Origin of the sequence: Synechococcus sp. R50.1, from assembly GCF_047462115.1 — a bacterium.
Lineage (GTDB): Bacteria > Cyanobacteriota > Cyanobacteriia > Thermostichales > Thermostichaceae > Thermostichus.
Map to the genome: position 1 here is coordinate 118412 of NZ_JANSIN010000001.1, position 24208 is coordinate 142619.

The window sequence follows — 24208 nt, forward strand, 5'->3', positions numbered from 1 at the left end:
AGGTTACAAACAACAGACAGGTATGGGCAGCCAGAACTTGGGGAGCTGCCTATTGCAGCATCAAAAAAAGAAAGTCTTCTAGGTTGGTTAGGAAGGTCAGCACCTCAGCGGTTGTTCGTTCTTCATCTGGGGATCCCAACTGGACGGCCTGTTGAATCAGCTCTCGAACCGGCGTTGGTCCTTGAAGCAGTGGCGCCAACCAGCTCACTTTCTCGGCAGGGATGCTGATCCGCCCGTGGGTGGCTCCTGTCCACTGCATTTCGTAGGGCCGCTTCTCTTGCAGGGCTTTGCTGTACTCCTGGCGAAAGCGGGGGTTGTCCATCAACAGGGGATTGAATTGTACGGATCCCGACAGCCAATCTTCGTCGCTCCAGGGCAGCACTGGCGAAGAGCCGGCATGCTCCGCCCAAAAGTCGATGAGGCGATGGACAGGGCGAAGGAGTTCATACAGATGCAGCCGCTCCATGATGCTGAGGGTTGCCAACCGCTGCCGCACAAACTCAGGCACCTCTTTAAACAAAGACTCCACCGACCAGTCGGGCCTATCCACCAAGCTCAAAAAGCTCAACCCCGCCTGCTGCAACATGCGAAACAGGTCGGGGATCGTGAACCCCTTGTCGTTGGAGAGTAGGTAATTATTCATAATGGCCGCATCTTCGGCATAGTTGGCCGGGTTCCAGAACACCGCCTGGGCCACTTCTTCTCGCAGGGATCCCATGAACTCCCGCACATTTTGCGCCCCTACAGCCGGTGGAACGTCAAATTGGCCCACTTTTTGAAAGGCTTCCTGCAAGCGGAAAAACACCTGCCGTTGGCGGCGGCTGTGGAGATTGGCCCGGATGATGCCATCGGGCTTGAGGACATTTTTCATCGCCCGCAGGCCCTCGGTGGGATCCTCCAGCAAATACAAAACATCATTGAGGCTGATGAAATCGAATTGGATCCCCAGGCGATCCAGCTCCAGCAGATTGAGGACATAAAATTCGGCATCTGCGAAGCCGTGGTGGCGCAGGCGTTCCTCGGTAAGCTTGACCGAAGCCGGAGACAGATCACAGGCAACGATCTGGGCCCCTGGATTGGCCTCAGCCATCATCAACGTTTCCCAACCGGAGCCACAGCCGGCATTCAACAACACCTTGCCCTCTGGCGGGACGATGGTATGGGTGCGCAGGTACTGAGCCGTGGTATAGCTCATCTTGAACATCTCCGGCAGGGCGTTGCGGGCCGTCTGCGAGAGGGGCACATTGGGGTAAGGCAAAGCCTCGTAAAGGCTCAAGGCTCGTTCCGAAGCGGAGAGGGCAGAGCTGGCCATAGGCAGGGGAAAGGCTCAACGGTTCAATTTATGATTGAGTGTAGCCCTGGTCGCGACAGCCTCAGGGATCCGCAAAAAACTTGCCATGGCTACTGCTTCCTTGCCCCGTCGTCGCTCTCGCTTCTCCCTGGCAGGCACTCTGGCCGCCGTTGGGGGGGCGTTTCTGTGTGGGATCCTGGTGGTGCGGCTGCAATTGCCGATGCTGGAGCGGATCAATCTGGGAGAATTGGAAAATGCCGAGGCCCGCAAAAACCGCAACATTGCCCTGGCCAATACGCTGGGGTGGCTGGGCTACCGCAACTTGGGGGCTTCCTGGCTGTGGCTGGAGCTGATCCAGTACTACGGGGATGCACCGGCTCGCACCCTGACTGGCTATGGCCTGGCCTACGACTACTTCGATCACATGCTGCGGCTGGATCCCCATTTCCTCTTGGGCTACCGGCTCTCTAGTTTGGTGTTGGCCTATCGGGCCGGCCAGCCGGAAAAAGCCGTCGAGATTTTGGATCGCGGCCTGCAGCAGTTCAACCCCCAAAACAACCCTGACGCCTGGCGACTTTATGTGGATCGCGCCCTACTTAACTTTATGTTTCTGGGGGATGCGGAAGCGGGCCGCAATGACTACTACCAAGCCGCTGCCTGGCGAGAGCAGGTGGGCCTGCCTGGAGATGAATTTCGCCAGTTGGGGGATAACATCGCCCGCAGTCCTCTCAGCCGCCGTTCCCAATTCGATGTTTGGCTGAGCGTGTTTAACTCCACCACCGACCGGGATACCCGCCTGTTTGTCTTGGAACAACTGGTCCAGTTGGGTACGGTGCTGCAAATGCTGCCTACGGGGGAGATCGAGATCCTGCCCCCTCCTCTGCCCGACTTCCCCGACGAAGAACCCTATCGCTTGCGCCTGTGATTTGATCCGGGGGACAAAGATTGCGCCTTAGGGCTGTGACGTTGCCCCAAAAGGTGAGCTAAACTCTAACCCAAATTAAGCCAACCCAACGGGCCGACTCTTCAAGAGCCGCAGCTTTCCGCTGGAATCCGCTGGAAAAGTTTGCCTCTCTCACGTGGAGAGTAGCTGGCCCTGCTGACTTTGCAATGAGAAATTGCAATGCGAAAACAGTGGCCAGCCCCGTAGCAAGTCCTGGAGACGGTCTGGGGTTCCGGTTGGTTCCCGAAACTTCCCTATCTTATTATTTCTTAACTTTTGTTCTTGTTCTGCACAATAGGAGTGACCCCCATGACCTCAAGAACTTCCCTTCTGATGACTGTGGCTGTCCTTTCGGGCAGTTGGCTTGTTCTTCCGGCGGCAGCACAATCTTCCGGGACGGCCCGGGTGCGGTCGGTGGTGGATGGGGATACCTTCTGGGCGGACTTGAACGGCAGGCCAACCCGTTTCCGTCTGGCCTACGTGGATGCGCCGGAGCTGACCCAAGGGCGCTGGGGGCGGCTATCCCAAGAGGCTCTGCAAAACTTGCTCCCGACGGGATCCCTGGTGCAGGTGGATACCCTCTATGTCACACCGGAAGGGCTTCACATTGCCCAGGTGTACAACGCCGATGGTTTGGTGAATTTGGAGATGTTGCGCCAGGGTCAGGCGGTGGTTTACGAGCGCTTTTTGCACGGGGCCAATCGGCAACGCTACCTAGAAGCCCAAGAGGCGGCCCAAGCGGCGCGGTTAGGCTTCTGGCAGCAACGCAATCCGGTGATGCCTTGGGAGTTTCGGGAGACGGCCACGCAAACCTCGGCCTTTGCGGGGGTCAATGTTTTGGATGGTTCTTTGATTCGTGAAAATCCGGCGGCGGCTGCGGGTGTGGGGATTGCTACTGCGGTGGTGATGGTGGGTCTGAGCAAGGTGCTGTGGAGAAAGCCCAGCCGACAGAGGGTGAGCATCCGGCAGATGGAGCGGGATCTGAAACAATTGCAGCGCAGCCTGACCACAACCCTGGCCAGTCGCAAGCAACTGGAACGGCGGTACGACGAAATTTTGCAAAAGGCCGAAGATTGGTTTGTCAGGGCTGAGAAAGCCAGCCAACAGAACCAGGATGACCTTGCCCGCGAGGCTTTGGTCCGGCGCAACCAGCACATGAGCGCAGCAGAAGCGGTTCGCAAATCTTTGGATGAAGTTGAAGCGCAGGTGGCAACCCTTCGCGAAGGCATTTCCCGCCTGGAAAGCCAGATCTCGATGGCCAAGCTGGAGCGGGAGATGAACAACTGACGCGAACGCAACCATGCCCAACTCCTCTTTTGCGTCTTTTGCGCTAGAGGAGGGGATCTGCGCACTTGGGCTAAGGCAAGGAGGGGGGCAGGTTTTGCAGGATGGTGCGGACAACTGCTGCTGAGTTGAGCGCTGCTGTTTGAAAAAAACTCAAGAAATCCGTATCGTCCCCTGCATCGCTGACCGAGCGCACCAGCAAACAAGGGATCCCGGCTTCTTGCGCTACTCGCACCACGGCTGCCCCTTCCATCTCCACCACCAAAGCGCCGGTGCGTTCTCGGATTTGTCGGCGTAGGTCTGCGTCGGCCACAAACACATCGCCGGTGGCCACCAAGCCTTGATGAATGACGGGATCCCGGCCTTGTAGGGGGTGGAGAGGGATCCGCTCGGGATGGGCCACAATCAGGTCGTAGAGGGCGCTATCGGCCTCGGCCAGTGGGTGGCGCAGCTCTGGGATAAAGTCGATCCCCAAGACAAAGCCCTCGGGTCGTCCGGTGCCAAAGTCGTGCTCAATCGCCGCATGGGCCAGCACCACATCTCCCATGTGCAGGTGATCGGCCAAGGCCCCGGCCACACCGGTAAAAATGATCCCCTGCAAAGGGAAATGGGCCACCAACAGAGCCGCCGTGGTTGCCGCCCGCACCTTGCCCACTCCGCCTTGTACCACCACCACCGATTGCCCCGCCAGGGATCCCTGGTGGAACTGTCGCCCCAGATGGGTATGGATGGAGCAGGTTTCCATTGCTGCGGTGAGCATGGCCACTTCCTCGGGCAGGGCTCCAAGAATACCAATGGCTTTCTGGGGGAGATGAGATGGAGATTCCATAGAGCTTCCCTCAGGTTCTTCGAAAGACTTTTGAACAGGCTCTCTCTCCAGTTGGCGGGGGGGATCGCTTGCCCTCACCTGTCCGGCCACTTAGTGAACCATTGCCAACGGTTTCATTCTCGCCTGAGTTGAGGATCCCAAAGCGATGACCGGATAGGTCGGAGTCTTAGGCGGTATAGCGGTATAGTTGAGGTGGTTGGATAGGGAATAGGGGGAAGACCATGGTCTACAGTGAGCCGCTCATGAGCACCTTTAACCCTTCGCCAGAGGTTTTTCCAGAGCCCCTTCGCTGCGTTGAGGTTGTCTCGGCGGTGGTTTCCAGCCTCAAAGAGGATGCGGCCTACGAAAACCATGAGCAGGGACACACCTGGAAGTTCACCTACGGCACGGCAGAAGTGTTCGTCCATTTGAGCGGCGAATCCCCAGAAGACACCCTTTTGGTATGGTCTCCTGTTCTCTCTCTGCCGGTGGCAGAACCCGCCAAGTTGATGCAGAAGCTCCTGGAGAAGAATTGGAGCGATACCCTAGAAGCGCGTTTTTGCATTTGGAACAACCAGGTGGTGCTGAACCACTACCGCACCTTGGAAGGGATCACAGCGGGCGAAATTTCCCGGGCCATCACCATTGTGGCCAGCTTGGCCGATGAATATGATGAGCCCCTCCAGGCGGAGTTCCCCAAAGTTTAAGGTCTGGCTTTGCCAGGATGGGATCCCAGGGATACTGGCTCCCCTACCGCGTGGCCTCTGGGGCCTGGCAAATGGAGCAGGACTTCCGGCTTTTGCACAGGCTTCGTCGGGATCCTCAGCCCTGCTTGCGCTTCTACGGCTGGGATCGGCTCACCCTCTCGCTGGGACGACACCAGGTTTGGCCAGATCCCCTGCCAGGGATCCCGATTGTGCGCCGACCCACGGGGGGAAGGGCGGTGCTCCATCAGGCGGCTGAGGATGCAGCAGAGCTGACCTACAGCTTGGTGTTGCCCCTTTCTTACTTGCAAGCCAGGTTGCCCAGTTTGCAGCGGGCCTGGGTGTACGACTTCTGTTGCCGCTTTTGGGTGCAGGGGTTGGCGGAGCTGGGCATTGCCATAGATGAGCCCGCTTTTGCTCACGGCCAAGGCCACCAAGATCCCGGCTACCGCAACAAGACCAGTTGCTTTGCCTCCCGTACCCGTGCTGACTTGAGCTGGCAGGGCAAAAAGCTGATGGGCAACGCCCAACTGTGGCAACCTTGGGGGATCCTGCAACAGGGATCCCTCCTATTGCAACCCAATCTAGAGCTGTGGGAACGGTATCTGCCCGGCTCGCAGGTGATTGGTATCTACGACATTTGCCCCACGGCGCCAGGGATCCCTGCTTTGATCGAACATTTTCTCCAGGCCGCCCGGGAGTGCTTTGAAGTGGAATGGCAAGAAGAAGCCTGGCTCCCTTGGCCGGACTGAGGGCCGGTTGCTGTTAACAATTACTAGCAACAAGAAGCGGCTTGTCTCAACCGTTCCCCAACTCCCCTCTCTCCCTGGGAAAAGGACTGCCAGTCTAGCCGAGACAGCTGTGCTAGAACCTAGGCAGCGCTCAGCCAGGTAAGCCATGCCGAAAGTTTGGGCGGCAGTTTTGCTAGTTGTATCCCTGCTGCCGCAGCCCGCTTGGGCCATTACCCTTGAACAAGTGCCCAACCCCCGCCGTCAGTATGGAGGGTGGGTTTCCGATACCGCCAACATCCTCAGCAGCAGCACCGAAAACGAGCTCAACCGTCTTATCACTCAGCTTGAGCAGCGCACCAGTGCCGAGATGGCAGTGGTTACCGTGCCGAATACTCAGGGATATGCAACACCAAAAGACTTCACCACGCAGCTATTTAACTACTGGGGGATCGGCAAGGCAGGCCAAAACAACGGGGTTTTGTTTCTCATCTCGGTAGGGGATCGGCGGGTGGAAATCGAAACGGGCAGGGGCCTGGTCGCTATCCTCCCCGACAGCCGAGTCCAGCAGATTATCGACCAGCAGATCCTGCCTCGGTTTCGCAATGGGGATTTTGATGGCGGCACTCTGGCGGGGGTGCGGCAGTTGACCTCGGTATTGCAGGGCCAGCCCGTTGCAAATGTTCCTGCAGTGGCCCAGGGCATTGATTCTTCCCTGGTGGAAGGGATCCTGCTGCTGCTGGGGATCATCATTTTGGGACTGGGGTGGCAGCGCTCTCGCATGCCCGTCTCTCTAAGGGCTGAGCGAGGGGGAAGACAAGTCCTCTCCCTGACACGCAGAGATCCAAGAACAGGTGCTGTGCTCTCTTCGGTTCAGAGCGACCCCATTCGTCTCTTCCTCTATTCGGGATCCCTCTGCCTTGGCGTGTTCCTAGGATTGTCCAGCGGCAACTGGCTGGGGTTCGCTCTGCCGGTTGTGGCTGCTATGGCCACTGACGGCACCTTGAGCCGGAAGCGTGGGATCCCTTTTCAGCCAGTGGTCTGTCAAGCCTGTGGCCGACCCATGCGACTCATCCAGCCCCAGCTGGATAAGTACCTTCCCCAAGAGCATCGCCTGGCCAGGAGCCGCGGCAGAGCTCGCTACTACGGCTGGTTTTGTCCTACCTGTCAAGGAATAGCTGTGGTTGTGCGCGAAGGCACGCTCTCCCGACACCTTTACTGCCCTCGGTGCCAAGCCCTCACCCTCGACCTCACCACACAGGTTCTCAGGGAAGCCACCTATTCCTCTAGCGGCTTGAAGCTGGAAATCCTGAGCTGTCCTATCTGCGGGTACCGCAGCGAGCGAGAGGTGGTCATCCCCGAGCTCAGCGACACAGACACAGATTCAGACTTCGGTGGAGATTCAGGTGGAGATTCAGACTTCGGTGGCGGTAGCAGCGGAGGTGGCGGAGCGGGCGGCAGTTGGTGAGACCCAACTCTAGAGATTTCTCTATCGATCTGAAAAAGGAGTCGGGCTTCTCTTAAATCCGCCAGGACAGTACAGTGGTAAGGGAGCAGCAATAGAAACTGGCTAAGGACGGATCTCTCATGACCCTCGGAGAAGGCGTACAACTGGTTACGTTTGTGGTGCTATCGGCGATGGCCATTGGCTTCGCGCTAGGCGTGGTTTGGGCCCCCAGCATTGTCTATTCCGGTTTTCTGCTCGGGGGCGTTTTCCTGAGCATGGCCGGGTTGTATCTCCTCTTGAATGCCGATTTTGTGGCCGCAGCCCAAGTTCTGATCTACGTCGGCGCGGTTAATGTGTTGATCCTGTTTGCCATCATGTTGGTGAATCGGCGCTACACCTTTGCCCCCCTGAAGCTGGGCTGGCTGCGCAACGGAGTGACGGCAGTCGTGTGCTTGGGGTTGTTTGCCCTTCTGACGGCGATGGCCCTGAATACCCCCTGGCAGTTAGAGCCAATCCAACCCATGAGCAGTGTTTTGGTGATGGGTGGGCATTTCTTCAGGGAGTATCTGTTGCCTTTCGAGCTGGCCTCTATCCTGCTGTTGATGGCTCTGATCGGTGCTATTGTGCTGGCGCGTCGAGAGTTTGTCATTCCCCAAGCCGGAGAAGGGGATCTGAGCTTGCTGGAGCGGGCCCGACCCCAGCTGGAATCAGAGTCAGAACGACCGGCAGAGCTGGTGAGCACCCGTTGAAGCTGACTGCTCTTGGCCATAAAACCTAGAGCTTTCCCGAGGCCCCTGTCATTGTGTATCTACATGGAGCTCATCGCGATGTTGCAACTGCAGTTTTTCTTGGTGGTGGCAGCGATTCTTTTCTGCATTGGTATTTACGGATTGATTGTGAGCCGCAATGCGATTCGCGTCCTGATGTCGATTGAGCTGATGCTCAATGCGGTGAACCTGAACTTCATGGCTTTCTCCAACTTTGTCGATTCAGCGATGATTCGCGGCCAGGTGTTCTCGGTGTTTGTCATCACTGTGGCGGCTGCCGAGGCCGCAGTGGGCTTGGCCATCGTGCTGGGGATCTACCGCAACCGCGCCACTATCGATATGGAGAGCTTTAACTTGCTCAAGTGGTAGACTTTTTCGATTGTTTAGTTTGTATCAAGGCAAGGCTGGCTAATTCAAGTGAAGGCCAGAATGCCTGAGTAGAGCAAAGCTCCCAAAACAGGCAGGAAAACCAGCAGACCCAGCCAGCGGGATTTATTCAGGCGGGGTGGAATGGCAAAGATCACCCAGATACCGAAGATCAAGTTGACTAGGGGAATGAAGAAGAGGATCACCCACCAGCCGGGTTTACCAGCAGCTCGACACATCACCCAGATGTTAGCAATCGGGATCCAAGCTAACCAAGCATTCGGCACGTTTAGCTTCTCTCCAATCACCATTAAGGTGTAGCTAAAGAAGGCGTAAAGGGCAACGGCAATCAGCCCTGGTAAAAGCTCATCCATCGTGACCCTCCCACATATTTTTTGATATTTGCGAATGTCAACTCACTTGTCTCCAGCGTCTCTTTTCTCCAGCGTCTCTTTGGTGTCAGAGACAACCCTCGAATCTATACAGCTATAAGGCCAAACCGCAAGAAAACCAACTTTCCAAAGCTGTTCAGGAGCTACTCTGATCCCGCCCACAAAGTTAGCCAAAAGGGATCCCGTTGTCCAGACTTATCTGTCAAGTTTCATCAAGAATTCTGTCAAGTTTCATCAAGAATACAGATCTGACGAATAATCTCTCAAGCACGGGGGGACAACGGCGGGCATTGGATCCCGGGAACCAGGGATTCCAGCAAGCCGCTACAGGCATCCCAGAGCAGCTCGATTACATAATGGAATCCGGCCTCACCCCCGTAGTAGGGATCCGGAACTTCTTCGTCAGAATGAGAGCGGCAATAGCTGCACATCAGGCGCACTTTCTCGGCATATTTTCCCTGGGGATCCAAGCTGAGAATGTCGCGGTAATTTTGTCGATCCATGGCCAGGATCAGGTCGAACTCGCGCAGGTCGGCGGGTTGGATCTGGCGGGCTTTGCCCTGCAGCTCCAGGCCATAGCGTTGGGCTGCTTGTCGCATGCGCCGATCTGGGGGGCTGCCGATGTGATAGGCTGCCGTACCTGCTGAGTCGCAGAGAATCGCTTCCGAAAGGCCGCTGCTGCGCAAAAGGTGATTGGTGATGCCCTCAGCAGTGGGAGAGCGACAGATGTTACCCAGACAGACAAACAGAAGCTTTTGGCTCATGACAATCTCAACAGCAGTAGAGAACTCCTCTCACCTTATAACAATGCCCATCTAATCTAATGGTTCTTTGGTCTGAGCATAATAGTTCTTCGTTCTGAGCGCAGAAGAGCACAGACGGCAACGAACGGTGTTTGCGAGCCAGTCTCATCTGCCACTGACGGGAACAGAGCGGATCCCATGTGCTGGCCCACCACGGGATGTATTCGCTCACAGCAGCAGAGTGGAGTCCTCCCTCATTTTCCACCAAGTTTCCCACCAAGAGCCGCTGCAATGATCTAACAGCAGCTATTGGGAAGCCTGTCGCTTTGAGCATCACAGGTCTAATCGAACCGACAAGGGATCCCCAGGCATTGCTGCAGCAGCTTCAGGTATTCTTGTCCCTCCATGAGAAAGGCACCAAAACGGGCCAGGTGCGGGTTCATCAACTGAGCGTCGAAGAGGCGAAAGCCCCGCTCCCGTAAGTGCTCCACCAACTTCACCAAGGCCACCTTCGAGCCGTTGGGGATGCGGTAGAACATCGACTCGCCGATAAACGCCGCTCCAAGGGCAATACCCAGGATCCCGCCTGCCAAGGTCTCTCCCTGCCAGGTTTCAAAGCTGTGGGCAAAGCCGGCCTGGCGCAGAGCTGCGTAAATCTGCTTCAGCTCGGGGCTAATCCAGGTTTGGGGACGAGCGGCACAGCCCTCTACCACCTGCTCAAAAGCGCAGTTCAGCCGCACCTGAAAGCGATTGCTGCGCACCAAGGGCCGCAATGAACGGGGGCAGTGGAATCGCTCATCGAGGGGGATCACCGCGTGCTGGTCGGTGCTGTACCAAGCCAGGGATCCCGCCTTTTCGTCGGCCATCAGGAAGTAGCCTTGGGCATAGCCTGCCAGAATGGTGGCCAGATCCACCTGCATTGCCTCAGTTGCGCTCCTCAAGATTGCCATTCTGCAGAGAGGCTGGCAAAATCCCCCCCATTGGCCCTGGGGTGACAATCCACACAGGCGCTCACCCGCACAGGAGTGGGAAACTCCACTTGCAGATGCAAAGCGCGGAAATAGCGGGAATCTGCCAAGCGATAGGGCACCTGTTCCCCTTGTCGCAGGGGCCGGGAGTTGGGCCGCAAATAGCCCCAGGCCAGTTGTAAAGCCACACCGCTCAGGGGCTGGATCTGCTGGCCATAGTGGTTGGGATCCTGCAGCAGCCGTCGCCAGGTTTCAGTGGGCAACACTTGGGCGGGCAACGCCACATGGCAACTGCCACAACTGCGCACATATTGAGCTTGCTCCAGTTGGGCTTGAGTCAGGCCCTGCTGGGCTTGTGCTCCCAGGTTCTGCGCTGATCCCGCCAGCAGGGATCCCATAAACCCGGCCAGGATGACTACCATGCTGCAAATCCAAAACCGCCGGCGTCGTCCTTGCAAAGGAGCCATGCTCTCACACCCACTGCCCATGCTTTCCCACTCTAGATCAGGTGGCCGCTCGCCACAGTGGGACGGAGTCCATAAGATCCGGCCTCAACTGCTGGGATCGACTTGATCGACTTGGCCTATTTTTGGAGGAGCTTGAGAGATCGCGGATCTCCTGCTGCATTTTCCGCATTTCTTGAGGCATCTCCCGCAGCTCCTCTTGGGCTTGATCCGTGCAGCGCTCGATGGCGCGGGTGCGCCTGTCAAAGCCGGCGACGGTCAAGTTTTTGGATCCCTCTCTGGATCAACCTGGCCAGAACCAGAGGGGAGGCTGTCTGGGTTTAAAATAGCGGGGCTGCAGACTTTCCCACCAAACGCTCATGAACTCGCCCAGCTTACTCTGGCCGGATCCCGACGGGATCCCAGTGCCCTCTCAACCGGGGATCCTCGGCATTTTGGCTTCCGGCAATGGCAGCAATTTCGAAGCTATTGCTCAAGCCATTGAGGCTGGGGAACTGCAGGCCCAGATTGCTGTGGTCATCACCAACAATCCCAAAGCTTATGTGCGGCAGCGGGCCCAAAAGCGAGGGATCCCTTGCGTCTTGCTCGACCACCGAGACTACCCCCGTCGCGAAGATCTGGACGCCGCCATTGTCCAGGTGCTCTGGCAGCATCACGTGGAATGGGTGATCATGGCCGGGTGGATCCGCCTGGTTACCCAGGTGTTGTTGTCTGCCTACCCGGATCGCGTCTTGAACCTGCATCCCAGCCTGCTGCCCAGCTTCAAGGGCCTGCGTGCCGTCGAACAAGCCCTGAAGTGCGGTGTGAAAATCGCCGGCTGCACCGTTCATCGGGTCACCCTGGAAATGGACAGTGGCCCCATCGTGGCCCAAGCAGCCGTGCCGGTTCTGCCCGAAGATACCGTGGAATCCCTTTACCGGCGCATCCAGGCCCAGGAGCACCGCCTCTACCCGCTGGCCATCCGCCTCTGCCTGGCAGAGGGATCCCTGCTACCCAAGTCTTCGGGGAAGCTACACAATTGAGGTTAAGTCCAGCGCTGGCATGTTCTATGGCCGAGATCCCGCCTCTCCTCGTCTTCGATAGCCCGGTGATCCTGGCCGGTCGTCTGGCTCTATGGCAAGAGTGGGCTCGATTTGGGGTGTGTGTGCTGCCACAGGCAGTGATGGCCGAGTTGGAACGCCTGACCCGGCAGGCCATTGATCCCCAGGAAGAGTCGACAGCCCGCGAGTTTTTGCGCCACTGGCCCAGCCTGGGGTTTGCCGTCTCAGAAGCCCGTGCCTTGGTGGGTGGCGCCGGTGCCGGCGATCAGTCCATGAGGGTACGCTTGGAAGAAGCGATTGCCGAATGCGCCTATGCCCTGGCCCAGCAGCAGCCGGGAACGCTGGTGGTTTTGGTCAGCAACGACCGGCCTTTGGTGGGGCGAATTCAGGGTCTGGGTCTCAACAACCTCTGTGCCATCTCTCTGGCAGAGCTGAACCGGTGGATGCGTCAGCAGCAGCGCCCTCAGGCTGTGGTTATGGCTTTGAATCGGTTACCAGGGCCACCCATTCCTGCCGCCCAGTTGACGTCCTCTACCCTCGCTCCACCTGCCCGTCCCTTGAGTTCCTCTCCAGCTTCCGGGAACCCCCCCGCCCAGGCGCGGCAGCGGTCTGGAGCTGCTCAGGTGGGGCCGAGCACAGCCCGCCTCTGGCCCTTTTTGAAAAGCCTACAGAATGCCCTTGCGTTGTTGCTGGCCCTGGTTTTCCTCTCGGCAACCGGGTTGCTGGCCTGGCGCCTGCTCGATCCAGAAGGAAGTGAAGGGATCTGGCAGCGGCTACCTCTCTCTCGGATCCCTTGGATTCGGGATCTATAGCCAGTTATTCCGAACCAACTTAAGACCCTTTCCGGTCTTCAGCCGGCCGCAGTCATTTTATAGTCGTTTCAGTTATTTCAGGTTAGGGTGAGACTCCTGGGCTGCTGATCGCGCCAGCGGGACGGAGTCCTTGAAAAGCCCTCTGGCCCTGTGCATTTAACGTTTGTTTTAGTGTTGTTTTAGGTGTGAGTGCAGTGTCCTAGTTGGAATGAAACGACCGTAATGAGGAATGAAACTGTTCCGTCGCATTGCCTGGGGGTGGTCGCGGAAGCGGCGTGGAAGGCTTGGGCGGCACCGCTGAGCAGCTGGGAAGCGTCTTAACCTAACTTGAAATGACTACAATGGGATCGACTCCAGCTCTTCTCCCAAGATGGGATCCCTGAAATACAAAGTTTGCTGCCAACCAGGATGAATTGGGTTTTGGCGCAGGTCAGCAGTGACGGGATGGCCAAAGTTACTGCTCAGCAATTGTAACGTTAAAGCCCTTATTTTTCAGGGTTTCCGCATGATAGCGGGCATATTCCAGTTGTTCAAATGCTGCCAACTGCACAAACTTCTGGCCATTCACATCTTTGACAAAGGCCCCATCAGAAACTTCTCGAGCACGTGCCAAGCTCTCTGCCCCTGAGTAGGTAGTGAGCACCAAGAAGGTTCCCTCGCCGCGGTTCGGCCCCAGAGAGTCTACGCTGTTGTCGCTTAGGGGCACCACGTTCTGGGATCCCGCAGAAGTAGGCGATGAAGGTTGGGACGGGCGCTCCAGGCTGGCTGCCAACTGCTCCACCGTTTGCAAGCTGGGGGGAGAGGGTTCCTTGGAAGCCAAGGCCAAGTCAGTTTGCAGGCTGTCCAGCAGGTTAGGAACGCCTTGAAGAGGATCCACCTGTACGTCCTTCAAGTCCGGGGTGGCCGTCAAGCCCAGCGCCAGCCGATCCGGATCCAAGCCACCGGAATAGAACTCCTCTCCCACCTGCCCTTCCACCGGTTCCAGTGGGATCAGGGGCAACTGGGCCAAATCCAGCTGGGCAGGGATCCCTTCTTCCGCCCTGCTGGCAGCACTTTGGGGCAGGGACAGTTCTTCCGGCCAGATCAGCCAGCGCACCCCAAAGCCAATCCCCGCGCAGGAAAGCACCCACAGCAGCAAGACCCAGAGGGGCGAAAAGGCCCCGGAGGGCCGCGGCATCTCTTCCTCTTCCAAGTCTTCCACCACCTCTTGAATGAGCACAGGTGAAGGGCGCTGTACAGAGCTGGTATTCCCAAGCTGACCTGCTCGTGGGGGCGGGACAGAGTCCATGCGCTGCAAACGCTGCCAGAGGCGGAATCGCTCCAGTTCTTTCAGCACATCCAAATGCAGATGGCTCAGCGCCTCCTGAAGAGCAAGTTGAGGAACTGGATGTGAATGGGACTGCTGTGCCGGAGACAGGGGTTGGGTAGGGTCTGGGGGAAGCGGAGAAGGACTCATAGACAGCCCACACTCAACTTGATGTAAAGTCGGAGAGCAAACAATGCCGATCCACTGTTACAGCCGGAAACAGCCTAACAGGAGAACCCACCTTGGGAACAAGGATTGCCAGCGCCCCATACCTTGCCATAAACCACCATGCCACAGGGCTATGGCAGTCTTCTAGGGCTTTGCCTCCAGATAGAGGGCACGCACATCTGCCGGTAGGTTCTGAAGCAAGATCTGGCGGGCAGAGGCAACGATGGCATCCACATCTTCTGGAGCAAGGTAGTATCCGTCAGCCTTGAGTTGGTCGGCAATGCGAACCGGTGACCAGCCAAAGCGATCCCGCAGCAGCAGAATGAAGCGCAGATCCCCCGGCAAGGTATCCAAACCAGCAGTCAAATAACAGGCCAGTGCCGGTGAAAGAGAGGACTTTGCCCCGCCTCTGGTGGAGTTGAGGCCGTGAGAAGCTTGAGGGTGGGTGGGGATCCCATCCAAGGATTGGATCAGCTCACGGGTTTGCTCCGCCAGCCAGGGTCGCAGCACAGGATCCCCTTCGCCAGCCGCTTCTTCCACAAGGCTGTGGACATCTAGGCGCTGTAGGCGCAGGTAAAGCCGCAACCAAACCTGCTCTCGATAGGCAGCCCACTGCTCGGGCGGCAGATGTTCGGCAAGGATCCCGTCCACCCACTGGCAGTAGCGGCAAAACAGGCTGATGAAGTAGCGGGCCACCTCCGGCTGCCGTTGAAAGGCCCGCAGCAACTCCAGATCGCTGTAATGGGCCACCCCCCGCACGATAGGGGCGTTGCATTCCGGCCAAAAGGCGGTAGCTTCGGGCATGAGAATTTCTCCCGCAGAAAAATCCCTAGCTATTCTCCAGGATCTCCCGGCAGGCGGATAACAACTGCTCCTGCTCCGGCAGGGTGCGCAGGCCAATGCGCAGGTAGCGATCTCCCAGCTCGGGAAAACTCAGGCAATCCCGCACCAGAATCCGGTGCCGCTGCAGCAGCGCCCGCTGAATTTGCGTGGCAGAGCCAGGGCAGCGCACCAACACAAAATTGGCTTGACCAGGCCAGGGATCCCAGCCGGGCAGTGCTTGCAAACCCCTGAACAAATGCTCTCGGGCCACGGGTAGCCAGGCCAAGGTGCGCCGGCGGAAGTCCTCATCGGCCAAAGCTGCCGCCACTGCCACTCCCGCCAATCCGTTGACGCTCCAGGGATCCCGCCACTGTCGCCAGCGCTGCCAGTGATCCGGGTGCCCCACCGCAAAGCCAATGCGCAAGCCGGGCAGTGTGAAGAACTTGGTGAGGGAACGGATGACGATGGTGTTGGGGTGAGCCGCCAGGTGGGGGATCAAGGTTTGGCTGCGGGGCATTGCCGACGGGCTGGAGTTTAAGCTCAGGGTGGGCTCCCCCGGCAAAAAGTCCATAAAAGCCTCGTCCACCACCACCCGGTCGAACTGGGGCAGGAGAGGCAGGATATCTTGCTGCGGGATCAGCCAGCCCGTCGGGTTATGAGGGTTGTTCAGCCAGAGCACCCGGTTTCCCTTGCCTGCCACCGGAAGGGGTTCCTGCAGAAGGGTAAAACCGGCGGATCCCTGGCCGGGGAAAAAAGGCAGCGGCTTGATGGTCGCCCCTGCCGCCCGCAGAGCCCGTGCATACTCCCCAAAGGCAGGCTGGGGCAGCCATACCTCCCGCCCTTGCGCATCCCGGGCTGCCCAGGTGAGCAACTCCGCTGCCCCATTGCCCACAAAGATCCACTCAGGATCGACGGCCCAATGGTTGGCCAAACAGATGCGCAAGTCCCGATAGTCGGGATCCGGGTAGCGGCTGATTACAACCGGGTCTGCTGCAGACAGCGCCTGAGTCAGAGCTTGCAAGACCGATTCCGGTGGGCCCAGCGGATTCAAGCTGGCCGAAAAATCCAGAATCTCCTGGGGAGAGCAGCCAGCGATTGCTGCTCCCCAAGCCCAATTGCCACCATGTCGAGGCTGCTCCACGCCCTACCCAGCAGCCGAGTCCCAACCCGGCGAAATTAAGATTTCCCCCCTGCTACTGCTTCGCGGAATGACTTGCCCACCCTAAAAGTGGGGACGATGCTCTCTGGGATCACCATTTTTTGGTTGGTTTTCGGGTTGCGACCTTCCCGCTCTTTGCGCTTGCGAGCCTCAAAGGAGCCGAAGCCCACCAGGGTCACCTTCCCCTTGGGTTCACCGTTTTCATCGCGGGATGCGACCTCTTCGACAATGATCTCCAGTGCGGCGGAAATGACAGCCTCCGCTTCTTTTTTGGTTACATTGGCGCGATGAGCGACGGCATCAACAAGTTCTGCCTTGTTCATCCTGATCTCCTTTTGAGTTAGGCAATAAAGTTAGAGCGTTCCCTGGATCGCGGATTCGCTCAGGCGTTGCAGAGCGGCCACGGCCCAGAGTGTTCTCAGTGTGTGGGAGCGGGGCTTGCCCTGCAATGCGCCAAGGCGCCACTGGCGCGAATGGCAGGATTGTGGCAGTTGAGCTCCAAATCACTGACATATTCTACAGCTAAGTTAGGGCAGAAGCCTGCTGGGCAAGGGGTTTTAGGGGATCTTAACGCAATTTTCTGGGAGACAAGAGACTGCATATACCCAGTTGGCTCGGATCCGACAGAAAGCTAGGGCTCACGACTCGGGTCGGAAGTAGGCCCGCATCACTTCTCGAAAGATGGGAGCGGCCCGTGATCCACCCCCACCGCCGCTGTTTTCCAGAAAGACCACGACCACCAATTCGGGCCGGTCGTAGGGAGCATAGCCAACATACCAAGCGTGGGATCGCCGCGGCGGATCCTCTGCGGTGCCGGTTTTACCAGCCGTTGGGGGAAATCCTGGCCCCAGGTTGGCGTTGCCGCCAGTGCCGTAAACCACGACATCTCGCAGCCCCTGCTGCAGGATCTCCAGGGTGGCAGGGGAAAGACCTACCTTTTGGCGCAGCGGCACAGGGCTTTCCGGGATCACCTGGTGCGAGAGCAAGGGGCGCACCCGCCAGCCCCCATTGGCCACTGCCGCCGTTACCACCGCCATTTGCAGCGGCGTAGCGGTAATAAATCCCTGGCCGATGGACATGTTGACCGTGTCGCCCACATACCAGGGCTCGCGCCAGTGGCGCTGCTTCCACTCAGCATCCGGCACCAGACCCGCGGCTTCCCCTTTGAGGCCAATCCCGGTCAGTTGTCCCAACCCAAAGCGGCGCGACCATTCTTGCAAAGGGGCAGCCTTGGTACCGAGGGCGATTTGGTAGAAAAAGGTGTCGCTGCTGTAGGCCATCGCCTGCCGGTAGTTCAGCCGCCCGAAGCCGGCCCGGTTCCAGTCCCAAAAGCGCCACCCTCCCACCTGGATGTAGGGGCCGGTCTGCAGCACCGTATTCGGGGGAAAGGCTCCCGACTCAATCCCGGCAGCAGTGGTGATGATTTTGTAGGTGCTGGCGGGGGGATAGGGCCGCAGGCCGCGGTTGAGGAAGGGAAAATCCTGCTGCTGCAGGCTCTCCCACTGGGCTTGGGTGATGCGGCTGGAAAAGAGGTTGGGATCAAAGGTGGGATAGCTGGCCATGGCCAGGATCGAGCCATCGCTGGGATCCATGGCGATCACCGCTCCTTTTTGCTGGCCGAGGGCTCGCTCTGCCGCCTGCTGCAGCCGCACATCCAAAGTGAGCTGCAGGGTGTTGCCCGGTTGGGGCGCTTGTTCCCCCAGCACCCGCAGCACCTCTCCCATGGCGTCCACCTCCACCTGTCGCCCGCCCCATTGGCCGCGCAGATGGTTCTCGAACAACTCCTCCACTCCCATCAGGCCAACGATATCCCCCAGGCGATAGCTGGGATCCGCCCGCAGTTGTTCCTGCGAGATCTCGCCGGTGTAGCCCAGCAGGTGAGCAGCCAAGTCGCCATGGGGATAAAACCGCACCGTCTCCGCCTCCACCATCACTCCCGGCAGCTCGCGGCTCATCTCCTCCAGTTGAATGACCACCTGGGGGCTGGCGTTGCGCAGGATGCGCACGGGAAAAGGGGAACGATATCCAGCCTGTTCTAGCTTTTGGGCGATCTCCTCAGGGGCGATGTTCAAGTAGTCTGCCAACTTGGGGATCATCTCCTGCCAGCGCTGCCGCGACTGCACCAGAGGCCAGAGGAAGACCGAGTGGGACAATCGGCTGCCCGCCAGCAATACACCGTTGCGATCCACAATGCGCCCGCGTTCTGGCGGCTGGGGCAGCAGGCGAATGCGGTTGGTATCGGCCAACTGGCGGTAATACTGGGTGCGCGCCAACTGCAGGTAGGCCAGACGGGATCCTAGCCCTCCGAACAGCAGCAGGCTGGCCAGCAAGAGCAAGACAACGGCCCGATAGCCTTGCCCCACCGTTTTGGTCGGCAGGGATCCCAGCCAACGAGGACTACCGCCGTCCGGCGGGGGTGGGGGAAGCACCCGGCGGGGGGCAGGCGGCCTGGAATGGGGGGAGAACAGGGCTTGCGGATCCCGTCCTGCCAAGGTGTGGGGGCTTCGCGCGGCGTTGCTGACGGGGTAGAGTTTGGCCATGAACTTGCCAGAAGAATTGCAACCCATACACCCAAAATCGAGAGGAGATGCCCGCTCTTGGGCGGGCCCTCTCAGCATCCATCCAGTATCCCTGGCTCTGGCAAGCCTCGTCCAGGAGTGGCAGCGTGGATAGAGCAGAACAACAACGGCTACGCCAGGCTGCCTGGCTGATGGTGGGCAATGGCCTGCGCCTGGGGTTGTCCGGGGCCTATTTCATCCTGTTGGCCCGTCTGTTGGGGCCGGAAGCCTTCGGGGTTTTCTCCGCCATCTTGGCCTGCAGCAACCTGGCCGCCCCGTTTGGCTATTTGGGCCAATCGGAACTGCTGATCCAGCGCCTCAGCCGGCAGGGATCCCCGACTTGCACCCAGGGGATTGGCCCCAGCTTATGGCTGGCGGGATTGGGCTGTGGGGGGATGGCGCTGGTGTTGTGGCCCCTCTTGAGCGTTTGGCTGGCCGGGACGCCGGCAGCGGTGGTGGGGGTATTGCTTTTGAGCGATCTGCTGTTCATCGCGGTGCCAGAGGTGTACAGGGGGATCCTGATCGGGAGAGAGCAGGTTGCCGGCGTAGCCCTCATCGACACGGGCATGGCGCTGGGGCGATTGGGGGCAGTATTGCTGGCGGTGGCCTTAGGCTGGGGATCCCTGGTGCAATGGGCTGTTCTGTACGGCCTGATGGTGTTGGTCGTGCTGCTGCTGATCGCGAGGGGGATGGGGCGGTGGAGCGAGCCTTCTCCCCCCTTGGCCCTGATCTGGAGAGATCTGCGGGAACGGCTGATAGCGGGCTGGGACTTTGCGGTGGGGCTGGCCGCGGTGAAAACCTTCACCGATTTGGATAAGCTGCTCTTGCCCCGCTTGGCCTCAGCAGCGGCGGGGGGTCTTTACAGCGCTGCCTATCGGGTGATCAACTTCTCGCAAACGCCGATGATCGCCCTGCTCACCAGCCATTTTGCCGAGCTGTGCCGCCAAGGGCAGAAGGGCCTTCCGCAAGGCTGGCGCTACGCCTGTCACCTTTCCCCTTGGGTGGTGGGCTACGGCAGTTTGGCTGCTCTGGGGCTGGCCCTGGGATCCTACGGGATCCCCTGGGTGCTGGGATCGGCTTACCGGGAAACGGCCCTCATCCTGCGCTGGCTCAGCCCGGTCATTTTGCTGGAAGGGATCCACCTTTTGCTATCTCACCTGCTCACCGGGGCAGGGTTGCAAAAGCCCCGCAGCCGTCTGCAACTGATGGCTCTGGGGCTGAATGGGCTTTTGAATGCGGTTTGGATCCCAAGGTGGGGTTGGCAGGGGGCGGCCCTAGCGACCTTGCTGTCGGAGATGGCCTTGGTGCTGGCTTTGCTGCTGTTGATTGGGGGGCGATTGCACGCTCTGCAGAGATCTGGGCCTAGGGAGCCTTAACAATTTTGTAGGTGGCTTTGGCATCGGGGCCAAAGGTGATCACATCCCCCGACTTGAGCTGGTGGGTGGTCAATTTCTGGCCGTTGATCAACAAGCCATTGGTGCTGGGGCGACCTTCCAGATCCCCATCCAAAATGCGGTAGCAATATTCTCCCTCTCGCTCGGCGGGAATCCGCAGCAGCATGGCGTGGTAGCGGGAGGCATACTGAGAGTTGAGACAGATGTCGTTCGCCAAGTCCCGACCGATGAAGTATTTGGCGGATCCCAGCACCTGGGTACGGCGGCCATCTCGGTCTTCCACGATCAAGATGTGCTGGTGGGTACCGGAAGGAGAAGGCACAGATTCAACCATACTTCCGCTGTCAATACCAGTGTTTAACCGTACCTCAAACTATACCGAAGTTTAGCCTTCTTCCTGCTATCGCTGGGTCTGCAGAATCGCTCATCCAGCGCCCCAGAACTCTCGACCGATCCAATGGGCTAGCGAGGAACATTCTGGAGCAATGAGCCGACCCATCCGGGGAAGAGGGTGTAAGCTCCTACCGCCCATTGGGCCATGCCCACCACCACCTCTGACTTGGACTGGCGAGCGGCATCCCAAATGGCTTCGGCAACTTCTTCCGGCTGGCTGACCCAAAAACTCTCCAGCGCCTGTTGCATTTGCTCGCGGGCTTTGCCACCTGAGGTTTGGGAGTGGCCATCGGGAGAGGACTCTGGCCCCACCTCATCCAGAAAAATGGCTCGCTTGAGGAAATTGCTGCTGACGATGCCCGGATGGACGCCAATTACCTGGATCCCTTGGGGTTGCAGTTCCAGACGCAGCGCTTCTGTCAGCCCACTGACCGCGTACTTGCTGGCACAATAGGCGCTCATCTGGGGCAGGGGCATTTTGCCGCCAATGGATCCCACGTTGATGATCTGGCCTTTTTTGCGCTTCAACATGTCGGGGAGCACGGCTCGAATGGTGTGGAGGTAGCCCCAAAAGTTGACCGCCATCAAAGCCTGCCAGTGTTCCAGGGTAGTTTGCAAAAAAGGGCCACTCATGCAGATGCCGGCGTTGTTGATCAGGCAATCGATGCGGCCATAGCGTTCCAGAGTTCTCTCCACCAGGTTTTGCACCTGTTCTGGCTGCGTGACATCGGTGGGAACGGCCAAGACCTCGGCGTTGAGGCTTTGCTCTAGGTCGATGGCAGTTTGCTTCAGGGTTTCGGCAGTGCGGGCAGCCAGCGCCAATCGGTAACCCCCACGGGCAAAGGTAAAGGCAGTAGCTCTGCCGATGCCTTCAGAAGCGCCTGTAATTAAAACAACATCGGCCATCCTGCTTCTCCGTAAATCTGGACTGGGATCCCTCTACCTGTTGTAGCTTCTCCGAGAGTTAGGGATCCCTGCTTGGCTGAGGGCTTAAGATACTGAACAATAGCGAAGATAAGGTTTATGGCCTCTACCTACTCATTTGACATCGTCAGCGATTTCGATCGGCAGGAACTGGTGAACGCTGTAGATCAAGCCCGACGGGAGATCAAACAGCGCTACGACCTCAAGGATACTCAGACGGAAATTGAGCTGGAGGAGGGATCCCTGACCATCACCACCGCCAACGACATGGCCCTCAACTCCATTCGGGATCTGCTTCTTACCAAAGCGGCCAAGCGGGGTCTATCCCTGAAGATCTTCGACTTCCAACCCCCAGAGAGCGCCGGCGGCAACCGAGTGCGCCAGGTGGTTCACCTGAAAAAGGGCATTGATGCCACACTGGCCAAACAGATCGCCAAGCAAATCCGCGACAACTTTAAGAAAGTGCAGCCTGCCATTCAAGGGGATCTGGTGCGCGTTTCCGGCAAGGATAAAGACGAGCTACAGGCGGTCATTCAAATGCTTAGGCAGCAGGACTACCCGGTGGCGCTGCAATTTGTCAACTATCGATAGGGATCCTCTGGGCTTCCGTATCTTTCCCCTCAACCCCTCTTGCAAGATTAGAGATCTCAGGATCTGTGAAATGTTGGGTTTAATGGCTGCTGGAAATGGTGATGGCCTACGCTCCTCAAAGCTTGAGTTTTCGGCCAATTGGGATAGGGGGCTCTGGTGAGAAATCTTGTGAAAGTAACCGTCGGAATCAAGCCAGCAAGTCTCTGAGAATCTCATTGGAAAATAGCCAGCCATCGGGCGGAATCAGCCGCAGCCGACCCGCCTCGCAACTGGCCCAGCCCTTCTCGAAATAGGGATCCAGCTTCTCCAAAGCTTGCTCGACCTTTGCCCGGCCAAAACGCTCTTGCAAATGGCCCAAATCCAGACCTTCCTGTAAACGCAGCCCCAACATCAAAGTATCCATCCAAACTTCCTCTGGAGATGCTTCAGGAGGGAGGGGGTAGACTCCAGCTTTCACCTGCTCAAAGTAGTGGTAAAGGGTTTTGGGTTGCTGAATGCGCCGTCCACCCTCGTAGCCAACGGATCCCATACCAAAGCCGAAGTAAGGGCGATTTTCCCAATAAACCCGGTTGTGGCGGCAGGCATACCCAGCCTGGGCAAAATTGGAAATCTCATAGTGAATGTAGCCGGTCTGGGTGAGCAGCTTGCGCGCCATCACGTACATTTCAACCGTGGTTTCCTCGGTGGGCAAAGGCGCATCTCCCGGTCGGTACATCCGGCCAAATCGGGTTCCCGGCTCAATCGTCAGATCATAGATGGAGACGTGGGGAGGGCTAATTTCAATGAGAGCTTGCAAAGAGTTGTGCCAATGCTCCAAGGTTTGGTAAGGCAGCCCAAAGATCAAATCCAGATTGAAATTATCAAGGCCCACCGCTTTGAGATCAGATACAGCCTCGTAAACTTCTTCTACCCCATGCAGGCGGCCACAAGCGGCCAGCAGCTCCGGTTGAAACGCTTGTACCCCCAAGCTGATGCGGTTAACCCCCAATGCCCGATAGCCCGCCAACTGATCTCGGGTCAGGGTGCCGGGATTGGCCTCTAGGGAAATCTCACAGTCAGGATGAAACGGGATCCTCTCTTTCAGCTCGTTCAAAATCCGCCCCACTTGCTCCACCGTCAGCAGAGAGGGTGTGCCACCCCCGAAAAAAAGGCTGGTCAACGGTCTGGGATCCCCGGCCAGATGGCGGTAGCGGTAGGAGCTGCCGATCTCTCGGCAGAGCATTTGCACGTAAGTTTCTATCAACTCTCGGGTGCCCAAGCCCGTGGCAAAATCACAGTAGTGGCAGCGTTGCCGACAAAAAGGGATGTGCAGGTAAGCCGCCTCAGGCCAATCAACCTGGTCGCGACAGGGTTGCGGAGCAGTACCGGTCGGAGTGGGATTGTGCAAAGCCGTTGCCACAGCCATGGGTCAGCTCAAACGGGATAGAACCACTATACTGATAGACTCCGAAACTCCTCACGAGAAGGGATCCCATGGGAGCTGTGCGCCTGGCGGTAATCGACTATGATGCCGGAAACTTGCATTCGGCTTGCAAAGGCTTGGAGCGTGCCGGGGCAGAGGTGCATCTGGTAACAGAGCCGGTCGGGCTGGAGCGTTTCGACGGGATCATCCTGCCGGGAGATGGGGCTTTTGATCCGGCCATGCAGCAGTTGCGAGAGCGAGGCTTTGTGGATCCCATCCGGGAGGCGGTGCAGCGGCAGCAGCCCTTCTTGGGCATTTGCATTGGTTTGCAGGTTTTGTTTGAGAGCAGCGAAGAGGGGGTGGAACCGGGGCTGGGCATCGTGCCCGGACGGGTGCAGCGCTTTCGGCCAGAGGCGGGCCTGCGCATCCCTCACATGGGCTGGAATCAGTTGCACCTTACCCAACCCCAATCGCCTCTTTGGGCAGGGATCCCGGATCAAAGCTGGGTTTACTTTGTCCACTCCTACCACGCAGTGCCCAATGACCCAAGCTGGGTGGCTGCTACCACCCAACACGGCAGCCAAACCTGTGTAGCCGCTATTGCCCGCGGCACCTTGTTTGCTACCCAATTTCACCCCGAAAAGTCGGGCCCTGTTGGCTTGCAGATGTTGCAAAACTTTGTCGAGTTTGCTGCCCGTTGCTCCCTTTTATCTGCTCCCAGAGCTTAGTGCCCC

The 24208-nt window shown here is 58.4% G+C and carries 27 protein-coding genes; 12 read left to right on the forward strand and 15 right to left on the reverse strand.

Features of this window, described 5'->3' with window-relative positions; genetic code table 11:
* Window positions 1-49: 49 nt before the first annotated feature.
* The gene (locus NW870_RS00520; RefSeq protein WP_414373274.1) at window positions 50-1312 is read right to left on the reverse strand and encodes a class I SAM-dependent methyltransferase; all 1263 of its coding nucleotides are present in this window, start codon (window positions 1310-1312) and stop codon (window positions 50-52) included.
* Window positions 1313-1397: 85 nt separating this feature from the next.
* Here NW870_RS00520 and NW870_RS00525 point away from each other — a divergent pair, with 85 nt between their 5' ends.
* Entirely contained in the window at window positions 1398-2216 is an 819-nt protein-coding gene (locus NW870_RS00525) for a hypothetical protein (RefSeq protein WP_414373276.1), read from the forward strand.
* A gap of 351 nt (window positions 2217-2567) precedes the next feature.
* A complete protein-coding gene (locus tag NW870_RS00530; protein WP_238376937.1) occupies window positions 2568-3521 on the forward strand; it encodes a PspA/IM30 family protein in 954 nt (317 codons plus the stop codon).
* Between the two features lie 70 nt (window positions 3522-3591).
* Here NW870_RS00530 and NW870_RS00535 read toward each other — a convergent pair whose 3' ends face one another.
* On the reverse strand, window positions 3592-4347 hold the full coding sequence (locus tag NW870_RS00535) for a 5'-methylthioadenosine/adenosylhomocysteine nucleosidase (protein WP_414373278.1): 756 nt from the start codon (window positions 4345-4347) through the stop codon (window positions 3592-3594).
* A 221-nt stretch (window positions 4348-4568) separates the two neighbouring features.
* Here NW870_RS00535 and NW870_RS00540 point away from each other — a divergent pair, with 221 nt between their 5' ends.
* From NW870_RS00540 to nuoK, 5 genes are all read left to right on the forward strand, one after another.
* Complete coding sequence (locus tag NW870_RS00540; RefSeq protein ID WP_414328810.1) at window positions 4569-5033, forward strand: YbjN domain-containing protein; 465 nt, start codon at window positions 4569-4571, stop codon at window positions 5031-5033.
* A gap of 17 nt (window positions 5034-5050) precedes the next feature.
* Window positions 5051-5782 (forward strand): lipoyl protein ligase domain-containing protein, encoded by a 732-nt coding sequence (locus tag NW870_RS00545; RefSeq protein ID WP_414373280.1) that lies wholly within the window; start codon window positions 5051-5053, stop codon window positions 5780-5782.
* A gap of 145 nt (window positions 5783-5927) precedes the next feature.
* Window positions 5928-7226: a TPM domain-containing protein gene (locus NW870_RS00550; RefSeq protein ID WP_414373282.1), complete on the forward strand. Its 1299-nt coding sequence runs from the start codon at window positions 5928-5930 to the stop codon at window positions 7224-7226.
* A gap of 119 nt (window positions 7227-7345) precedes the next feature.
* Entirely contained in the window at window positions 7346-7954 is a 609-nt protein-coding gene (locus NW870_RS00555) for an NADH-quinone oxidoreductase subunit J (protein WP_414351339.1), read from the forward strand.
* Between the two features lie 81 nt (window positions 7955-8035).
* On the forward strand, window positions 8036-8341 hold the full coding sequence (nuoK, locus tag NW870_RS00560) for an NADH-quinone oxidoreductase subunit NuoK (protein ID WP_414328814.1): 306 nt from the start codon (window positions 8036-8038) through the stop codon (window positions 8339-8341).
* Between the two features lie 44 nt (window positions 8342-8385).
* Here the strand turns inward: nuoK and NW870_RS00565 are convergent, their stop codons facing one another.
* The 4 genes from NW870_RS00565 to NW870_RS00580 form a co-directional block, all read right to left on the reverse strand.
* Window positions 8386-8712, reverse strand: coding sequence for a DUF5684 domain-containing protein (locus tag NW870_RS00565; RefSeq protein ID WP_011432901.1), 327 nt, complete (start codon window positions 8710-8712; stop codon window positions 8386-8388).
* A 281-nt stretch (window positions 8713-8993) separates the two neighbouring features.
* Window positions 8994-9494, reverse strand: coding sequence for a low molecular weight protein-tyrosine-phosphatase (locus NW870_RS00570; RefSeq protein ID WP_414373284.1), 501 nt, complete (start codon window positions 9492-9494; stop codon window positions 8994-8996).
* Window positions 9495-9814: 320 nt separating this feature from the next.
* Window positions 9815-10393 carry a leucyl/phenylalanyl-tRNA--protein transferase gene (aat, locus tag NW870_RS00575; protein ID WP_414373338.1) on the reverse strand — a complete coding sequence of 193 codons (579 nt, stop codon included), beginning with the start codon at window positions 10391-10393 and terminating at the stop codon, window positions 9815-9817.
* Between the two features lie 17 nt (window positions 10394-10410).
* A complete protein-coding gene (locus NW870_RS00580; RefSeq protein ID WP_414373285.1) occupies window positions 10411-10908 on the reverse strand; it encodes a hypothetical protein in 498 nt (165 codons plus the stop codon).
* Window positions 10909-11264: 356 nt separating this feature from the next.
* Here NW870_RS00580 and purN point away from each other — a divergent pair, with 356 nt between their 5' ends.
* Window positions 11265-11927: a phosphoribosylglycinamide formyltransferase gene (purN, locus tag NW870_RS00585; RefSeq protein ID WP_414373286.1), complete on the forward strand. Its 663-nt coding sequence runs from the start codon at window positions 11265-11267 to the stop codon at window positions 11925-11927.
* 26 nt (window positions 11928-11953) lie between these two features.
* Window positions 11954-12757 carry a PIN domain-containing protein gene (locus tag NW870_RS00590; protein ID WP_414343432.1) on the forward strand — a complete coding sequence of 268 codons (804 nt, stop codon included), beginning with the start codon at window positions 11954-11956 and terminating at the stop codon, window positions 12755-12757.
* 336 nt (window positions 12758-13093) lie between these two features.
* Here NW870_RS00590 and NW870_RS00595 read toward each other — a convergent pair whose 3' ends face one another.
* The 6 genes from NW870_RS00595 to mrdA form a co-directional block, all read right to left on the reverse strand.
* Entirely contained in the window at window positions 13094-13225 is a 132-nt protein-coding gene (locus tag NW870_RS00595) for a hypothetical protein (RefSeq protein WP_414373289.1), read from the reverse strand.
* Entirely contained in the window at window positions 13212-14093 is an 882-nt protein-coding gene (locus NW870_RS00600; RefSeq protein WP_414373291.1) for a hypothetical protein, read from the reverse strand. The genes NW870_RS00595 and NW870_RS00600 overlap by 14 nt, the downstream gene beginning before the upstream one ends.
* A 282-nt stretch (window positions 14094-14375) precedes the next feature.
* Window positions 14376-15035: a hypothetical protein gene (locus tag NW870_RS00605; RefSeq protein WP_414373293.1), complete on the reverse strand. Its 660-nt coding sequence runs from the start codon at window positions 15033-15035 to the stop codon at window positions 14376-14378.
* Between the two features lie 25 nt (window positions 15036-15060).
* Window positions 15061-16194 carry a threonine-phosphate decarboxylase CobD gene (gene cobD, locus NW870_RS00610; RefSeq protein ID WP_414373295.1) on the reverse strand — a complete coding sequence of 378 codons (1134 nt, stop codon included), beginning with the start codon at window positions 16192-16194 and terminating at the stop codon, window positions 15061-15063.
* A 35-nt stretch (window positions 16195-16229) separates the two neighbouring features.
* Window positions 16230-16535, reverse strand: coding sequence for an HU family DNA-binding protein (locus NW870_RS00615; protein ID WP_414352206.1), 306 nt, complete (start codon window positions 16533-16535; stop codon window positions 16230-16232).
* Between the two features lie 315 nt (window positions 16536-16850).
* On the reverse strand, window positions 16851-18752 hold the full coding sequence (gene mrdA, locus NW870_RS00620) for a penicillin-binding protein 2 (RefSeq protein WP_414373296.1): 1902 nt from the start codon (window positions 18750-18752) through the stop codon (window positions 16851-16853).
* 125 nt (window positions 18753-18877) lie between these two features.
* Between mrdA and NW870_RS00625 the strand changes: the two genes are divergently transcribed.
* Complete coding sequence (locus NW870_RS00625; RefSeq protein ID WP_414373297.1) at window positions 18878-20146, forward strand: lipopolysaccharide biosynthesis protein; 1269 nt, start codon at window positions 18878-18880, stop codon at window positions 20144-20146.
* On the opposite strand, the gene NW870_RS00630 is transcribed toward NW870_RS00625, so the two are convergent.
* Together NW870_RS00630 and NW870_RS00635 are read right to left on the reverse strand one after the other, a co-directional pair.
* Window positions 20133-20498 carry an FHA domain-containing protein gene (locus NW870_RS00630; RefSeq protein WP_011432528.1) on the reverse strand — a complete coding sequence of 122 codons (366 nt, stop codon included), beginning with the start codon at window positions 20496-20498 and terminating at the stop codon, window positions 20133-20135. The genes NW870_RS00625 and NW870_RS00630 overlap by 14 nt on opposite strands.
* A 128-nt stretch (window positions 20499-20626) precedes the next feature.
* The gene (locus NW870_RS00635) at window positions 20627-21463 is read right to left on the reverse strand and encodes an SDR family oxidoreductase (RefSeq protein WP_414373299.1); all 837 of its coding nucleotides are present in this window, start codon (window positions 21461-21463) and stop codon (window positions 20627-20629) included.
* Between the two features lie 117 nt (window positions 21464-21580).
* Between NW870_RS00635 and NW870_RS00640 the strand changes: the two genes are divergently transcribed.
* Window positions 21581-22072, forward strand: a complete 492-nt coding sequence (locus tag NW870_RS00640) for a YajQ family cyclic di-GMP-binding protein (protein WP_011432526.1) — start codon at window positions 21581-21583, stop codon at window positions 22070-22072.
* Between the two features lie 187 nt (window positions 22073-22259).
* On the opposite strand, the gene hemW is transcribed toward NW870_RS00640, so the two are convergent.
* The gene (gene hemW / locus NW870_RS00645) at window positions 22260-23477 is read right to left on the reverse strand and encodes a radical SAM family heme chaperone HemW (protein WP_414373300.1); all 1218 of its coding nucleotides are present in this window, start codon (window positions 23475-23477) and stop codon (window positions 22260-22262) included.
* A gap of 68 nt (window positions 23478-23545) precedes the next feature.
* Between hemW and hisH the strand changes: the two genes are divergently transcribed.
* Window positions 23546-24202, forward strand: coding sequence for an imidazole glycerol phosphate synthase subunit HisH (gene hisH, locus NW870_RS00650; RefSeq protein WP_414373302.1), 657 nt, complete (start codon window positions 23546-23548; stop codon window positions 24200-24202).
* The last annotated feature ends 6 nt before the right edge of the window (window positions 24203-24208 follow it).

Bases quoted from the DNA above. Each gene is read 5' to 3' on its own strand.
- NW870_RS00615 (WP_414352206.1), bottom strand. From the start codon at position 16,535: ATGAACAAGGCAGAACTTGTTGATGCCGTCGCTCATCGCGCCAATGTA.
- NW870_RS00605 (WP_414373293.1), bottom strand. From the start codon at position 15,035: ATGCCCGAAGCTACCGCCTTTTGGCCGGAATGCAACGCCCCTATCGTG.
- NW870_RS00590 (WP_414343432.1), top strand. From the start codon at position 11,954: ATGGCCGAGATCCCGCCTCTCCTCGTCTTCGATAGCCCGGTGATCCTG.
- NW870_RS00540 (WP_414328810.1), top strand. From the start codon at position 4,569: ATGGTCTACAGTGAGCCGCTCATGAGCACCTTTAACCCTTCGCCAGAG.
- mrdA (WP_414373296.1), bottom strand. From the start codon at position 18,752: ATGGCCAAACTCTACCCCGTCAGCAACGCCGCGCGAAGCCCCCACACC.
- hisH (WP_414373302.1), top strand. From the start codon at position 23,546: ATGGGAGCTGTGCGCCTGGCGGTAATCGACTATGATGCCGGAAACTTG.
- NW870_RS00530 (WP_238376937.1), top strand. From the start codon at position 2,568: ATGACTGTGGCTGTCCTTTCGGGCAGTTGGCTTGTTCTTCCGGCGGCA.
- hemW (WP_414373300.1), bottom strand. From the start codon at position 23,477: ATGGCTGTGGCAACGGCTTTGCACAATCCCACTCCGACCGGTACTGCT.
- NW870_RS00555 (WP_414351339.1), top strand. From the start codon at position 7,346: ATGACCCTCGGAGAAGGCGTACAACTGGTTACGTTTGTGGTGCTATCG.
- aat (WP_414373338.1), bottom strand. From the start codon at position 10,393: ATGCAGGTGGATCTGGCCACCATTCTGGCAGGCTATGCCCAAGGCTAC.
- NW870_RS00525 (WP_414373276.1), top strand. From the start codon at position 1,398: ATGGCTACTGCTTCCTTGCCCCGTCGTCGCTCTCGCTTCTCCCTGGCA.
- NW870_RS00630 (WP_011432528.1), bottom strand. From the start codon at position 20,498: ATGGTTGAATCTGTGCCTTCTCCTTCCGGTACCCACCAGCACATCTTG.
- purN (WP_414373286.1), top strand. From the start codon at position 11,265: ATGAACTCGCCCAGCTTACTCTGGCCGGATCCCGACGGGATCCCAGTG.
- NW870_RS00580 (WP_414373285.1), bottom strand. From the start codon at position 10,908: ATGGCTCCTTTGCAAGGACGACGCCGGCGGTTTTGGATTTGCAGCATG.
- NW870_RS00550 (WP_414373282.1), top strand. From the start codon at position 5,928: ATGCCGAAAGTTTGGGCGGCAGTTTTGCTAGTTGTATCCCTGCTGCCG.
- NW870_RS00570 (WP_414373284.1), bottom strand. From the start codon at position 9,494: ATGAGCCAAAAGCTTCTGTTTGTCTGTCTGGGTAACATCTGTCGCTCT.
- NW870_RS00545 (WP_414373280.1), top strand. From the start codon at position 5,051: ATGGGATCCCAGGGATACTGGCTCCCCTACCGCGTGGCCTCTGGGGCC.
- NW870_RS00535 (WP_414373278.1), bottom strand. From the start codon at position 4,347: ATGGAATCTCCATCTCATCTCCCCCAGAAAGCCATTGGTATTCTTGGA.
- NW870_RS00640 (WP_011432526.1), top strand. From the start codon at position 21,581: ATGGCCTCTACCTACTCATTTGACATCGTCAGCGATTTCGATCGGCAG.
- NW870_RS00520 (WP_414373274.1), bottom strand. From the start codon at position 1,312: ATGGCCAGCTCTGCCCTCTCCGCTTCGGAACGAGCCTTGAGCCTTTAC.
- NW870_RS00565 (WP_011432901.1), bottom strand. From the start codon at position 8,712: ATGGATGAGCTTTTACCAGGGCTGATTGCCGTTGCCCTTTACGCCTTC.
- NW870_RS00635 (WP_414373299.1), bottom strand. From the start codon at position 21,463: ATGGCCGATGTTGTTTTAATTACAGGCGCTTCTGAAGGCATCGGCAGA.